The organism is Streptomyces sp. NPDC037273, assembly GCF_055603625.1.
The window spans coordinates 100,312-113,655 of sequence record NZ_JBVJVO010000021.1 but is presented as its reverse complement, the minus strand read 5'-3'; the positions used below and the strand labels follow the sequence as shown (position 1 = coordinate 113,655).

Here is a 13,344-nt window from a genome sequence, read left to right as displayed (position 1 = left end):
CCATCAATAGAGTCCGCCAATTCTTCCCCCCCTCCCCCCCTCCCCCCCCCCCCCCCCCCCCCCCCCCCCCCCCCCCCCCCCCCCCCCCCCCCCCCCCCCCCCTCTCGGTTTTCGCGGCCGTCGGAACCGCCGTCAGAACCAGCCGTCGAGCGGCACCTCGTCGCAGAGCCTGACGACCGGCCTGCGCCCGGTGACCCCGGCGCCGGAGGAGAGCTTGACGCGGACTCCGGGGCGCACCGCGTGGAGCGGTCCGTCGACCCGGCAGCGGACCACGAAGCCCTCGGTCATGTGCACCGGCCAGAGGTCCGCGTCGGCGGCGGCGACCCCGCGCCGTACGGATATCACGCCCTCGCCGTCGCTGAGTTCGGGCGCGAGGTCGGTCGACCCGCAGGTCGGGCAGAGCAGGCGCTGGAACGTCGTGGTGTGGCACCAGCGGCAGCGCTGGAAGTAGAGCTCGGAGTCCGGGGTCGACTCGTCGTCCTGGACGGCGGTCCCGCTCCTCAGTCCCGTGTGGAACACGATGTCTTCTCCTTGCACTCGGCGGCTCGACCGTGCAAGGCCCAAGATATGGCACTGAGTGCCATCAAATAAAGACCTGAGTTCCCTCTATTCCGGATACTGAGAACCCTGGTCGCCGGCAGGCCGCGCGTCCGCCCGCCGGCCGTCGTCCCTCAGCTCTCGCCGAGGCTCGACTCGACCTCGCGCACCACACGCCACATCGGGGTGGACCTCTTGGTGATGACCACGACGACGTCCTCGGTCTCCTCGGCCGGCGACTCCGCCGCCGCGTCCCGGCTCCAGGTCGCGCGCACGAAGTCCAGCGCCCGGTCGACCTCCGCCTGCGGGTCGCCCTCGCCGCCCGAGCGCAGCCAGTGCCGCAGGGCGTGGTTGTGGGCGGCGACGACGGCCGCCGCGACGACGTTGGCCCGCAGGGTGCCGTCCTTGCGGTCGGCCCAGCGGGTGCGCAGGTAGTCGCCGAGGGTCTTCTCGTACCGCCAGACGACCGAGAGCTCGTAGGTGCGCAGTCCGGTGACCTCGCGGGTGAGCCGGTAGCGCTGTACGGAGAAGGTCGGGTTCTCGGCGTACATCCGCATGACGAGCCGGGCGGCGTCGCAGACGCGGACCACCGGGTCGTCGGAGTCGGCACTCGCCGCGAGGAAGCGGGTCATGTCGGCGAGGCACTGCTCGTGGTCGGGGAAGACCACGTCCTCCTTCGACGGGAAGTAGCGGAAGAAGGACCGCCGGCCGACGCCCGCGAGCGTGACGATGTCGTCGACGGTGGTCTGTTCGTAGCCCCGCTCCAGGAAGAGCTGAAAGGCCGCGGCGATGAGGGAGTCCCGCATCGCGGGCTTCGTGGAGTTCGTCGACGCAGTTCCCATGGCCCGAACCTAACACCCGGAACGGCCCCGCGCGGCACTTGGTGCCGGATGAATCCGGCACCGAGTGCTCTCCTGAGGGTACGGAGGATCAGCGGGGGGCCATGCGCAGGGCGCCGTCCATCCGGATGGTCTCGCCGTTGAGGTAGTCGTGCTCGGCGATCATCGTCACGAGCCGGGCGTACTCCTCCGGGCGCGCGAGGCGCTGCGGGAAGGTGACGCTCGCGGCGAGACCGGCCCTGACGTCCTCGCCGAACCCGGCCATCATCGGGGTGTCGACGATCCCGGGGGCGATGGTGACGACCCGGATGCCGAACTGCGCGAGGTCGCGGGCGGCGGTGATGGTCATCCCGGCGACGCCCGCCTTGGAGGCCGCGTACGCGATCTGGCCGACCTGGCCCTCGAAGGCGGCGATCGAGGCGGTGTTCACGACGAGGCCGCGCTGCCCGTGCTCGTCGGGCTCGTGCCGGGCGATGGCCTCGGCGGCGAGCCGCATCACGTTGAAGGTGCCGAGCAGGTTCACGTTGAGCACCGTACGGAACAGGTCGAGGTCGTGCGGTCCCTTGCGGCCGAGGACGCGGGCGGAGGGGGCGATGCCCGCGCAGTTCACGGCCAGCCGGAGTTCGGCGCCGTCGGCGTCGATCGCGGCGAGCGCCTCGCGGACCTGCTCCTCGTCGGTGACGTCGGCGGCGAGCAGCCGTACGCCCTCCGGCAGCTCCCCTGCGGCGGCCACGGCCTTGCCGAGGTCCAGGCCGTAGACGGTGGCGCCGCGGGCGGCGAGCGCGGCGGCGGTGGCGGCCCCGAGACCGGAAGCGGCACCGGTGACGAGAGCGGCGGAGCCGGCGATGTCCATGGAACTCCTCGTTCGTGTCGTGCGGGTGCGACCCTGCCGCCGGGTTGGCCGCCGGATCGGGCGCGAGCCCGCGGTGGACCGCGCGGTCCGCGCGATCTGCGCCGCCCACCATAGAACCGTGGGCGGCGCCCCCGGAAGCGGAGGCCGGGCGTTCGGCAGGGAGGTAGTCGACCGGTCGTAGACTCGCGTCATGGGGCGAACGAGTGACGCGCGGGAGCGCATCCTGACCGCCGCGGAGACGCTGATGCTCTCGCGCGGCTACGCGGCCCTTGGCGTGGCCGAGATCTGCGTGGCGGCCGGGGTGCCGAAGGGCAGCTTCTACTACTTCTTCGCGTCCAAGGAGGAGCTGGCGCTCGCCGTCGTCGACGAGCACTGGGCCGGACAGCGCGCCGAGTGGGAGCGCGCGCTGGCCCCCGACGTCCCGCCGCTCGCGCGGCTGCGCCGGCTGTACGAGGCCACCGAGGCGGGGCTGCGGGCCGACCGGGAGAGCTGCGGGGCCGTGACCGGCTGTCTGCTCGGGAACCTGGCCCTGGAGATGAGCACCCGGACGGAGAGCGTCCGGGTGCGGCTGCGGGAGGTCTTCGACGAGCAGGTCTCGCTGGTCGAGGCGGCCGTCGCCGAGGCCCGCGGGCGCGGCGAGGTCACCGTCGCCGAGCCGCGGGCCTCGGCCCGCGCCCTGGTCGCCCAGCTGGAGGGCCAGGTCCTCTTCGCCAAGCTGTACGACGACCCGGGCCGCCTCGACGTCCTGTGGGCGAACTCGCTCGCCCTGCTCGGCGCCGGGGCGGCCGCCGCCGCGAACTGATCAGAAGGGCCTGGTCGGCAGGTACTTGCCGTCAAGGGTGATCACCGCGCGCTCGCCGCCCTCGGGGTCGGCGACCTTCTTCACGTCCAGCCTGAAGTTGATCGCGGAGATGATGCCGTCGCCGAACCGCTCGTGGACCAGGGCCTTCAGCGTGGTGCCGTAGACCTGGAGCATCTCGTAGAAGCGGTAGATCGTCGGGTCGGTGGGGACGGCGCCGTCGAGGGAGCCTCGGGTGGGGATCGCGCGCAGCAGGCGCTCGGCGTCCTCGTCGAGGCCGAGGAGTCCGGCGACGGCCCGCGCGGCCTCCGCCGGCAGGGCGTGCTGGCCGAGGACGGCGGCGGTGGTGAAGGCGACGGAGAGCCCGGCGGCGTCGGCGATCTCCTGCCAGGTCAGGTCCTTGCGGTCCTTGGCGTCGACGGCGGCGATCGCGAGGGCCTGGCGGGCGGTGGGGTCGAACTGGGCGTGTGCCATGGGAGGTTGCTCCTTCTGTGGTGGGGGTCGGTCCGGGTGGTCAGGCGGCGAGCGCGGGGCTCGTGGTGGTGGCGAGTTCCTCGACGGTGCCGTCGGCGATGTCGAAGACCCAGCCGTGGAGCCGCAGGGCTCCTTCGGCCAGGGCGCGGGCCACCGAGGGGTGGGTGGCGAGGTTGGCCAGCTGCGCGGTGACGTTCTCCCGCACGAGCGCGGCCACGTCCCCCTGCCGGCCGGCGGCGGCGGTCCGGGCCAGCGAGGCGTCGGCGTGCCGGAGCCAGGCGGCGACGGAGGGCGCGGCGGTCAGGTCGCGGCCTTCGGCGAGGGCGGTCATGGCGCCGCAGGCGGAGTGCCCGCAGACGATGACGTCCCGGACGCCGAGGACGGCGACGGCGTACTCGACGGCGGCGGTGACCCCGTCGGTGCCCGGGGTGTGGGCGGGGACGAGGTTCCCCGCGGTGCGGACGACGAAGAGCTCGCCCGGGTCGGTCTGGGTGATCAGCTCGGGGACGACACGGGCGTCCGAGCAGCCGATGAAGAGCGTTCCGGGGCGGTGGGCGGTGGCCAGGCGGGCGAAGAGCCCGGCCTTGGCAGGGAAGACCTCCCGCTGGAAGCGGGCGATTCCCTCGGCGAGATGAGGCATGTCCTCACCCTGCACGAGCAGGGGCTATAGCGTCCAAGACCTGTCGCCGATCTCTGCTATAGATGCGATCTATAGTGGGCCGCATGCAGCCGGAACTCCGCCACCTCCGCTATCTGCTCGCCGTCGCCGAGCACGCCAACTTCACGCGTGCCGCCGAGGAGCTCCGTATCGCCCAGCCCACGCTCTCCCAGCAGATCAAGCAGCTGGAGAAGGCGCTCGGGGCGCAGCTCCTCGACCGCGGCGGCCGCACGGTACGGCTCACGGACGCCGGGGAGACCTATGCCCGCTACGCCCGGCGGGCCCTGCGCGACCTGGCCGCGGGCGAGCGGGCGCTGCTCGACGTGCACGACCTCTCCCGCGGCCACCTCAGGCTCGCCGTCACCCCCACCTTCACGGCCTACCTGACCGGCCCGCTGGTCGCCGCCTTCCACTCCCGCCATCCGGGCATCGGCGTGGAGCTGCGGGAGCTCCCCCAGGACCGCATCGAGGCCGAACTGCTCGCCGACCGGCTCGACTTGGGCATCGGCTTCCAGGGCGGCCACCTCCCGGGCGTCGAGGCGACCGTCCTGTTCACCGAGACCCTCGGGCTCGTCGTGGGCCCCGGCCACCCGCTCGCGGGCCGGACCGAGCCGCTCCCGGTCGCCGAACTGAGCGACCATCACCTCGCGCTGCTCAGCCGGGACTTCGCCACCCGGCTGCACATCGACGCGTACGTCTCCGAGCATCGCGTACGGCCCCGGATCGCGATCGAGACCGATTCCGTCAGCGCGCTCACCGAGCTGGTCCGCCGTACCGCGCTGGCCACCGTCCTTCCGGACGCCGTCACCCGCGAGCACCCCGAGCTCGGCCCCGTACCCCTCTCCCCCGCCCTCCCGGCCCGCGGTGTCGCCCTGCTCCGCCGGGCGGCGGGCTACCGCAGCGCGGCCGCCGGGGCCTTCGCCGAACTCGCGGCGCGCTGGGGCGGGGAGGAGGGCTGAGGAGAGCCGGAGAGGGCCCGGGGTCAACCGATCGGATGACCCCGGGGTCCACCGTTGCGGGCGCCGGGTGCAGCCGGGACGACGACGGAGGGTGAGGGGATCGCCACCAGGATGGAGGACAGAGCGGGCCACGGTCGTCGGCGGCCCACGCGGTTACGAGTCCACTGGAGCAGACCCCCATGAAGCACGTGAAGAAGACCTCGCGCACCCGTCTCGTCACGGGTGGCGCGATCGTCGCCGCTCTCGCCCTCGGCGGCTTCGGTGCCTACTCCGCGAGCGCCACCGGCGAGAACACGGCGGCCGCCCCGGCCGCCGCCAAGGCCGACGTCAAGAACAAGAACACCACGCGTTCCACGCACCTGACGATCGAGGCCGCCACCAAGGCCGCGCGGGCCACCCTGGACGCCGCCGAGAAGGAGAACCAGCGCGTCTCCGTCGCCGTCGTCGACCGCAACGGCAACACCCTCGTCACCCTCCGCGGCGACGGCGCGGGCCCGCAGTCCTACGAGTCGGCCGTCAAGAAGGCCTACACCGCCGTCTCCTGGAACGCCCCCACCTCCGAGCTCGCCAAGCGCCTCACCAACGCCCCCACCCTCAAGGACATCCCCGGCACCCTCTTCCTCGCCGGCGGCGCCCCCGTCACCGCCAAGGGCGCCCCCATCGCGGGCATCGGCGTCGCCGGCGCCCCCTCCGGCGACCTCGACGAGAAGTTCGCCCAGGCCGGCGTCGCCGCCCTCGGCAAGTAAGGCGCCACCACCGCGCGGCCTCCGCGCCGGAAGAGGATGATGGTTCTGTCGCTCGGGGTGGTACTTCCCTCGGAGGCCGCGATGCGCCGCGCGCTCGCCAGCGGACTGACCGCACTCTTCCTCGGGACCGCCGGCGTCGCCGGAGGCGCGGCCCTCGCCGTGTCCCCGGCGGCGGCCGCGGTGCCCGGCGTCGCCGCTCCCTCGCCGACGCCACCCGATCCGGCCAGGGTCGGGACCACGCTCGCGCTGGAGGGGAACAACGCCGGGGAGGCGCTGGACGTGACGCTCGTCAAGGTCGTCGACCCGGCGCGGGCGAGCAACGAGTTCCTCGCCCCGGACCCCGGGAACAAGTTCGTGGCCGTGCAGTTCCGGCTGAAGAACACGGGCACGGTCGTCTACTCCGACTCCCCGGGCAACGGGGCGCGCGTCATCGACCAGCAGGGCCAGCAGTTCTCCGCCTCCCTGTCGCCGACCGCCGCCGGACCGGAGTTCCCGGGCAGCGTCACGCTCGCCGCCGGGGACACCGGCCTCGGGTTCATCACCTTCGAACTGCCCCGCGACGCGAAGGTCGTGAAGGTGCAGTTCGCGATGAACAGCGGATTCTCCGGCGACGTCGGCCAGTGGAAGGTCCGCTGAGCCGCTACTCCGGGCGGGCCAGGCCGCGGCTGATGACCAGTCGCTGGATCTGGTTGGTGCCCTCGAAGATCTGCATGATCTTCGCTTCGCGCATGTAGCGCTCGACGGGGAAGTCGCGGGTGTAGCCGTAGCCGCCGAGGACCTGGACGGCGTCGGTGGTGACCTTCATGGCCGTGTCGGTGGCGATGAGCTTGGCGGCGCTGGCCTGGCGGCTGAAGGGGCGGCCGAGGTCGCGGCGGCGGGCCGCGTCGAGGTAGGTGGCGCGGGCCGCGTCGACGGCGGCGGCCATGTCGGCGAGGAGGAAGCCGAGGCCCTGGTGGTCGACGATCCGGCGGCCGAAGGTGGTGCGCTCGTTCGCGTAGTCGACGGCCGCGTCGAGGGCGGCCTGGGCCAGGCCGGTGGCGCAGGCGGCGATGCCGAGGCGGCCGCTGTCGAGGGCGCTGAAGGCGATCTGGAGGCCCTGGCCCTCGTCGCCGATGCGCCGGTCGGCGTCGATGAGGGCGCCGTCCCAGTAGGCGGAGGTGGTGGGGACGGCCTGGAGGCCCATCTTGCGTTCGGGGGCGCCGAAGCTGAGGCCCTCGGTCTCGCCGGGGGCGAGGAAGCAGGAGATGCCGTGGCTGCCGGGGGCGGTGCGGGCGAAGAGGGCGTAGAAGCCGGCCTTGCCGCCGTGGGTGATCCAGGCCTTGGTGCCGGTGATCCGGTAGCCGCTGCCGTCGTCCTGGAGCTCGGCCTTGCAGCTGAGGGCGGCGGCGTCGGAGCCGGCCTGCGGCTCGGAGAGGCTGTAGCCGCCGATGGTGCGGCCTTCCAGCATCGCGGGGAGCCAGCGTTCCTTCTGCTCGGCGGTGCCGAAGGTGTGCAGCGGGTGGCAGGCCAGGGTGTGGACGCTGGTGGCGACGGCGACGGCCGCCCAGCGCGCGGCGAGTTCTTCCAGGACCTGGAGGTAGACCTCGTAGGGCTGGCCTCCGCCGCCGTACTCCTCGGGGTAGGCGAGGCCGAGGAGGCCGGCCTGGCCGAGGGTGGCGAAGAGACCTTCGGGATAGGTCTCGGCGGCCTCGTGCTCGTCCACCCGCGAAGAGAGCTCCTTGTCGGCGATCTCCCGGGTGAGGGCGATGAGGTCCGCTGCCTCGGGGGTGGGAAGCAGGCGGTCGACATCCATGTGCGACTCCAGCGGCGCGCAAAGTGGTACTGGGGAAGGTACTGCAGTACCGCTGAGAGTAGCGCAGAAGGGTGTCGACGTAACCCCCCGGAGCTCCGGCCTGGAATACTGACCAGGTGATCGAGACCTCCGCCGCCGACGCCCCGAAGCTCACGGGCCGGGGAGCGGCACGCCGCTCCGCCCTCTTCGAGGACCTCGTCGCCCTGCTCGTCGGCGAGGGTTTCGCCCGGCTGACGCTCGACGATCTGGCCGCCCGCCTGCGCTGCTCGAAGCGGACCCTGTACGGCCTGGCCGGCAGCAAGGAGCAGCTGGTCAGGGCGGCGGTCGTGCATTTCTTCCGGCGCGCCACGGCCCGCGTCGAGGCCGTCCTCGCGGCGGCCACCGACCCCGCCGAGCGGCTCGCCGCCTATCTGCGGGCCGTCTCGGCCGAGCTGGCGCCGGTCTCGCCGCAGTTCTTCGACGACGTGGCCGCCTTCGAGCCGGCGGCCGAGGTGTACGAGCGGAACACCCGCGCGGCGGCGGGCCGGGTCCAGCAGCTCATCGAGGAGGGCGTGCGGGCCGGGGTCTTCCGCGAGGTGCACGTGACCTTCGCGGCCGACGTGATCTCCTCCGTCATGGTCCGCATCCAGCGGCGCCAGGTCGCCGCCGCCACCGGCCTGGCCGACGCGGAGGCGTACGAGCAGCTGGCCGAGCTGCTCCTCAGCGGACTCCGGCGGGCCTGAACCCTCGCGCCGGTGGCTCATCCGGGCCCCGGTCCAGGCGGTACGTTGAGGTGAGGACTACTTCACCCAGGGGGCCCAGTGACCATGCGGAACGGCCGCACCGTGCGCGACCTGCGACGCGAGAACCGCACCGCCGTCCTCCAGAGCCTGTACTTCGACGGGCCGCTGAGCCGTTTCGAGCTCGGGCCGGCGACGGGGCTGAGCTCGGGTTCGGTGAGCAACGTGGTCGCGGAGCTGGTCGCCGAGGGTCTGGTCGAGGAGGCGGGCAGCGTCGACTCGGCCGGCGGCCGCCCCCGCATCCTGCTCCGGATCACCCCGGGCAGCGGCTGCATGATCGGCGTCGACGTCGGCGAGACGCGGGTCAGGATCGAGCTCTTCGACCTCACCCTCACCGAACTCGCCCGCACCGAGCGCCCGTTGGCCGCCGAGAGCACCCACCCGCACGAGCGGTACGAGGTCGGTGTGGTCGTGGACCACATCCGCGAGGGCATCGCCGAGGTGCTGCGGACCGCCGACGTGCCCGCCGAACGACTGCTGGGCGTGGGGGTCGGCGTGCCCGGGATCGTGGCGCCCACCGCCGAGGACGGCGCGGTCGTGCACGGCCAGACCACCGGCTGGGACGCCGTGCCGCTTGAACGGCTGCTGCGGGAGGCGGTGGACCTGCCGGCCTCGGTGCCGTACTGGATCGACAACGGCGCCAAGACCCTCGGCCAGGCCGAGATGTGGTTCGGCGCGGGCCGGGGCGCGCGCAGCGCCGTGGTCGTGCTCTTCGGCTCGGGCGTCGGCGCCTGTGTGGTGACGGACCCGATGGGCCCGGGCCGCGCCCTGGAATGGGGGCATCTGAAGGTGCAGGTCAGGGGGCGGCGGTGCCGCTGCGGCGCCCTCGGCTGCCTGGAGGCGTACGCGGGCGCGGAGGCGCTCATCGAGCGGTGGCGCGAGGCGGGCGGGAAGCCTCCGGCCGGCGCCGACGAGGAGACGGCCCTCACCTCGATGCTCGCCGCCGCCTACCCGGCCGGTCCGGACGCGGCGCCCGACGCCACCGCGCTCGCGGTCCTGGAGGAGACCGCCGAGTACCTGGGCGCCGGTTTCGCCGATCTCATCAACCTGTTCCAGCCCGAGCGCATCCTGGTCGGCGGCTGGGCGGGCCTCCAGCTCGGCGCCCGCTTCCTGGAGACGGTGAAGGGGTACGCGAAGGAGTACGCCCTCGCGTATCCGGCGGCCCGGGTCGGCATCGACATGGGGAGGCTGGGGCCCGACGCGGTCACGGTCGGCGCGGCGATCCTGCCGCTCGCGGACTTCTTCTCCCGTGGCGGCCGGCGGGCCGGCACCGGCGGTGAGGGCGAGTCCGCCGGGGAGCAGCCGGCCTGGGCGTCGACGGTACGGGACCGGGCGGCGCGCTGAGCGCCCGCCGCCCGGCCGGGGGAACCGTACCGGCTCAGGGGTACGAGACCACCGTGGACGGCACGGTGGCGGTGCCCGAGGTGGGGGCGCCGACGTCGTTGATGACGTGCTCGTACTGGCCGTTGCCGCCGAGGGAGACGACGAGCAGGTCGTGGAACCTGACGCCGGGCTTCACCGGGGCGCGGAAGCCGTGGTCCTGACGGATCGTCGGGTCGACGTTGTAGTAGCAGTAGCTGCCGAGCCCCCAGCCCTCGTGGGTGGTGACGGTGTCGTCGACGCGGTAGGCGGCGTAGCCCTTGTGGGGTCCGTCCTGGACGGCAGCCTGGTTGGGCGCGTCGTAGGCCTTCTCGTTCTGGAAGAAGATCGTGCGGCCGCGGTCGCCGAACCATTCGACGTCGTACTTGTTGAAGTGCTCGACGAACAGGCCGGTGGCGAGGACGTCGTCGCCGTACACGCGGACGCCGTAGTCGGCGCGGTTGGTCTCCCAGCCGACGCCTTCGCCGTGGTCGGCGCGCCAGACCCAGGTGTGGTCGACGATGGTGTCGTCGCTGTGGACCGCCATGGCGACGGTGGCCTTGCCGGCTCCGGCGCCGCCGACGCGGAGGTACACGTCCTGGACGGTGGTCGGGTTCGCGGCGTGGTCGGCGGCCGAGTTCGGGGCCCCGATCTCCAGGAGCACCGGGGAGTTGACCGGTCCGGCGTCGATGAGGAAGCCCGCGAGGCGGACGCCGTCGACGTCGGCGACCTTCATCGCCGTCACGCCGTTGTCGGGGATGATCGTGGCGAGGCCGAGACCGAGGACGACGGTGTCGGCACGGTCGACCTGGACCGGCTGGTCGACGTGGTAGACGCCGGGGGTGAAGAGCAGGTGGAGGCCCTGGCGCAGGGCCGCGTTCATGGTGGCGGCGGTGGTGCCGGGCTTGACCACGTAGAACGCGCTCAGCGGCAGCGACTGGCCCTGCGGGGTGCCGGAACTCCAGCTGGTGCCGCGGGCGTTGACCCGCTTGGCGGGGACGAAGACCTTGAACTGGCCTCCTTCCCAGTACAGGAAGGGCTTCTCACGGGAGTCGGGGGTGGTGTCGAGGGTGGTGTAGCGGGGCTCGGGGAAGCTCTGCGCGGGGGCGCCCTCGACGCCGGAGAAGACCTGGTTCCACACGCTGTTGGACCAGCCGCCGATGGCGCTGTCGCGGGTGTACCACTGCTGCTGGGAGTAGTTGCCGACCTGGCCGTCGATCTTCGAGTCGGCGATGTAGCCGCCGCTGGCCCACCCGTAGCCGTCGGGGGCGAGGTTCAGGCCGCCCTTGACGTGCATGCGGCGGAACGAGGAGGCCTGGGACACGGCCCAGCGGTCGGTGCCGTTCACAGGGTTGAGGGCGAGGTTCTCGGCGGCGCGCCAGAAGTTCTGGGTGGCGTTGCCGTTGAACCAGCCGGCGTCGACGGTCACGTCGCCGTTGATGGTGGTGTCGTCGGGGCGCAGGCCGAGGCCGGAGATCTGGGTGTAGAAGCCGATCTGGGCGTTGAGGCCGTTGTACGTGCCCGGCTTGAACAGGAAGGCGTGCCGGCCGGTGCCGAACTGGGCCGACTCCTGCTGAGTGAAGACCTCGTCCAGCTTGGCCTGGATGCCGGGCGTGGACGGGTCGAAGACGTGCACGTTGGGGCCGAGGTCGCCGCCGCCGGGCAGGACCGGGCCGCCGTCGGCGGAGCCGTACACCTGGAACTCCCAGAGCGAGTAGCCGTATCCGGTGGCGCGGGTGGTGCCGTACACCCGGACGTAGCGTGCGGTGCCGGTGACGGGGAGGGACTCGTTGCCGCCGGGGCCGTTCGCCGTGCTGTAGGCGCTGGTCCAGGTGGTGCCGTCGGTGGAGAGCTCGACGCGGTAGGCCTTGCCGTACGCGGTCTCCCACCGCAGGTCGACCCTGCCGATGGCGGCCGGGGCGCCGAGGTCGACCTGGATCCACTGGGGGTCGGCGAAGGCGCTCGACCAGCGGGTGCCGGGGTTGCCGTCGACGGCGGCGGAGGCCGGGGTGCCGCCGTTCTCCTGGCTTGAGGCGGTGGCCGGCTTGCCCTGCGAGAGGAGGACCGGGGCGGCCGTGGCGGGCGGTGCGGCGACCAGGGCGAGCAGGCCGGCGAGGAGCGCCGTGACGAGGGCGGCGGCGGTGGCGCGTGGCCTGGGGCGTGGGGGTGGCGCGAGACGGATGCCGACTGCGGGCATGGCTCGGACTCCTGACGGGAGGGGGAAGGTCGGACAGGAGTGCGCGCGCTCCGCCACAGATGCTCACGGCTGTCCGGATCGGGGTCAAGGCATAGGACACTACTTTTCTTTTGAGTTGGATTAAGGGTCGAAAGAGAAACGCCGGTCACCAGGGCCTCAGCCCCGCCGACCGGCGCGCCCGGACTCCTACGCGACGGACCCTATGCGGCCGTCGGGCTCGCGGGGACCGTCGTGGTGGATGGGGGTGTGGGCGCCGGTGAGGGACCGGCCGCTGCCGCCGCGGCGGTTGGCGACGATCTCGGCGCCGATCGACAGGGCGGTCTCCTCCGGCGTACGGGCGCCGAGGTCGAGGCCTATCGGGGAGCGCAGCCGGGCGAGTTCGAGTTCGGTGACGCCGACCTCGCGGAGCCGCTCGTTGCGGTCCTCGTGGGTGCGGCGGGAGCCCATCGCGCCGATGTACGCGACGGGAAGCCTGAGGGCGGTCTGCAGGAGGGGCACGTCGAACTTGGCGTCGTGGGTGAGGACGCAGAGCACCGTACGGCCGTCGACCTCGGTCGACTCCAGGTAGCGGTGCGGCCATTCGACGACGACCTCGTCGGCCTCCGGGAAGCGGGCCGGCGTCGCGAAGACGGGCCGCGCGTCACAGACGGTGACCCGGTAGCCGAGGAACTTGCCGACCCTGACGAGGGCGGCGGCGAAGTCGATGGCACCGAAGACGATCATGCGCGGGGCCGGGACCGAGGACTCGACCAGGAGGGTCAGCGGCTGCCCGCAGCGGCTGCCGTCCTCACCGATCTCCACGGCGCCCGTGCGGCCCGCGTCCAGCATCGCGCGGGCCTCGGCCGCCGCGGTGCGGTCAAGCTCCGGGTGGCCGCCGAGCTTCCCCTCGTACGAGCCGTCGGGGCGGACCAGGAGGGCGGCGCCCATCAGGTCCTCGGGCCCGTCGACGATACGGGCCAGGGCCGCCGCCTCCCCCGTGGCGGCGGCCTCGACCGCGGCGGGGAAGACCCCGCCGCGGACCGGGGTGACGAGGATGTCGATGATGCCGCCGCAGGTCAGACCGACCGCGAAGGCGTCCTCGTCGCTGTACCCGAAGCGCTCGACGACGGTCCTGCCGTCCTCGAGGGCCTGGACACAGAGGTCGTAGACCGCGCCCTCCACACACCCGCCGGAGACCGAGCCGATCGCCGTGCCCTCGCTGTCGACGGCGAGCGCGGCACCCGGCTGCCGGGGCGCGCTGCCGCCGACGGCCACCACGGTGGCCACGGCGAAGTCGCGTCCCTGCTCGACCCACCGGTGCAGCTCTTCGGCGATGTCCAGCATGTCGGTCTCCTTGGCTGTGTGTGTGGAGG

General features: G+C 73.0%; 14 protein-coding genes. 6 read left to right on the top strand and 8 right to left on the bottom strand.

All coding sequences use genetic code 11. The features are described from left to right. Nucleotides 1–132: 132 nt before the first annotated feature. The 3 genes from ACZ7G1_RS35935 to ACZ7G1_RS35925 form a co-directional block, all read right to left on the bottom strand. Nucleotides 133–519, bottom strand: a complete 387-nt coding sequence (locus tag ACZ7G1_RS35935) for a zinc ribbon domain-containing protein (protein WP_470882354.1) — start codon at nt 517–519, stop codon at nt 133–135. A gap of 152 nt (nt 520–671) precedes the next feature. Next, complete coding sequence (locus ACZ7G1_RS35930; RefSeq protein WP_470882356.1) at nt 672–1,379, bottom strand: TetR family transcriptional regulator; 708 nt, start codon at nt 1,377–1,379, stop codon at nt 672–674. Between the two features lie 88 nt (nt 1,380–1,467). Next, a complete protein-coding gene (locus tag ACZ7G1_RS35925; RefSeq protein ID WP_470882357.1) occupies nt 1,468–2,229 on the bottom strand; it encodes an SDR family NAD(P)-dependent oxidoreductase in 762 nt (253 codons plus the stop codon). 190 nt (nt 2,230–2,419) lie between these two features. On the opposite strand from ACZ7G1_RS35925, the gene ACZ7G1_RS35920 reads away from it, so the two are divergent. Further along, a complete protein-coding gene (locus ACZ7G1_RS35920; RefSeq protein ID WP_470882358.1) occupies nt 2,420–3,031 on the top strand; it encodes a TetR/AcrR family transcriptional regulator in 612 nt (203 codons plus the stop codon). On the opposite strand, the gene cynS is transcribed toward ACZ7G1_RS35920, so the two are convergent. Continuing rightward, nucleotides 3,032–3,502, bottom strand: coding sequence for a cyanase (gene cynS / locus ACZ7G1_RS35915; protein WP_470882359.1), 471 nt, complete (start codon nt 3,500–3,502; stop codon nt 3,032–3,034). It abuts the gene before it with no gap. Nucleotides 3,503–3,542: 40 nt separating this feature from the next. Further along, nucleotides 3,543–4,142 carry a carbonic anhydrase gene (locus ACZ7G1_RS35910; RefSeq protein ID WP_470882361.1) on the bottom strand — a complete coding sequence of 200 codons (600 nt, stop codon included), beginning with the start codon at nt 4,140–4,142 and terminating at the stop codon, nt 3,543–3,545. Between the two features lie 83 nt (nt 4,143–4,225). Between ACZ7G1_RS35910 and cynR the strand changes: the two genes are divergently transcribed. From cynR to ACZ7G1_RS35895, 3 genes are all read left to right on the top strand, one after another. Beyond that, nucleotides 4,226–5,119 carry a transcriptional regulator CynR gene (cynR, locus tag ACZ7G1_RS35905; protein WP_470882363.1) on the top strand — a complete coding sequence of 298 codons (894 nt, stop codon included), beginning with the start codon at nt 4,226–4,228 and terminating at the stop codon, nt 5,117–5,119. A gap of 188 nt (nt 5,120–5,307) precedes the next feature. Next, complete coding sequence (locus ACZ7G1_RS35900) at nt 5,308–5,865, top strand: GlcG/HbpS family heme-binding protein (RefSeq protein WP_470882392.1); 558 nt, start codon at nt 5,308–5,310, stop codon at nt 5,863–5,865. An 81-nt stretch (nt 5,866–5,946) separates the two neighbouring features. Beyond that, nucleotides 5,947–6,501: a DUF4352 domain-containing protein gene (locus ACZ7G1_RS35895; protein ID WP_470882365.1), complete on the top strand. Its 555-nt coding sequence runs from the start codon at nt 5,947–5,949 to the stop codon at nt 6,499–6,501. 4 nt (nt 6,502–6,505) lie between these two features. On the opposite strand, the gene ACZ7G1_RS35890 is transcribed toward ACZ7G1_RS35895, so the two are convergent. Further along, nucleotides 6,506–7,657 carry an acyl-CoA dehydrogenase family protein gene (locus tag ACZ7G1_RS35890; RefSeq protein ID WP_470882366.1) on the bottom strand — a complete coding sequence of 384 codons (1,152 nt, stop codon included), beginning with the start codon at nt 7,655–7,657 and terminating at the stop codon, nt 6,506–6,508. A 116-nt stretch (nt 7,658–7,773) separates the two neighbouring features. Here ACZ7G1_RS35890 and ACZ7G1_RS35885 point away from each other — a divergent pair, with 116 nt between their 5' ends. Both ACZ7G1_RS35885 and ACZ7G1_RS35880 read left to right on the top strand, forming a co-directional pair. Further along, complete coding sequence (locus ACZ7G1_RS35885; RefSeq protein WP_402468771.1) at nt 7,774–8,379, top strand: TetR/AcrR family transcriptional regulator; 606 nt, start codon at nt 7,774–7,776, stop codon at nt 8,377–8,379. A gap of 78 nt (nt 8,380–8,457) precedes the next feature. Continuing rightward, a complete protein-coding gene (locus ACZ7G1_RS35880) occupies nt 8,458–9,780 on the top strand; it encodes an ROK family transcriptional regulator (protein WP_470882368.1) in 1,323 nt (440 codons plus the stop codon). Nucleotides 9,781–9,814: 34 nt separating this feature from the next. Here ACZ7G1_RS35880 and ACZ7G1_RS35875 read toward each other — a convergent pair whose 3' ends face one another. Next, nucleotides 9,815–11,992: a discoidin domain-containing protein gene (locus ACZ7G1_RS35875; protein ID WP_470882369.1), complete on the bottom strand. Its 2,178-nt coding sequence runs from the start codon at nt 11,990–11,992 to the stop codon at nt 9,815–9,817. Between the two features lie 186 nt (nt 11,993–12,178). Beyond that, nucleotides 12,179–13,315, bottom strand: coding sequence for an XdhC family protein (locus tag ACZ7G1_RS35870; RefSeq protein WP_470882371.1), 1,137 nt, complete (start codon nt 13,313–13,315; stop codon nt 12,179–12,181). Nucleotides 13,316–13,344 lie beyond the last annotated feature (29 nt).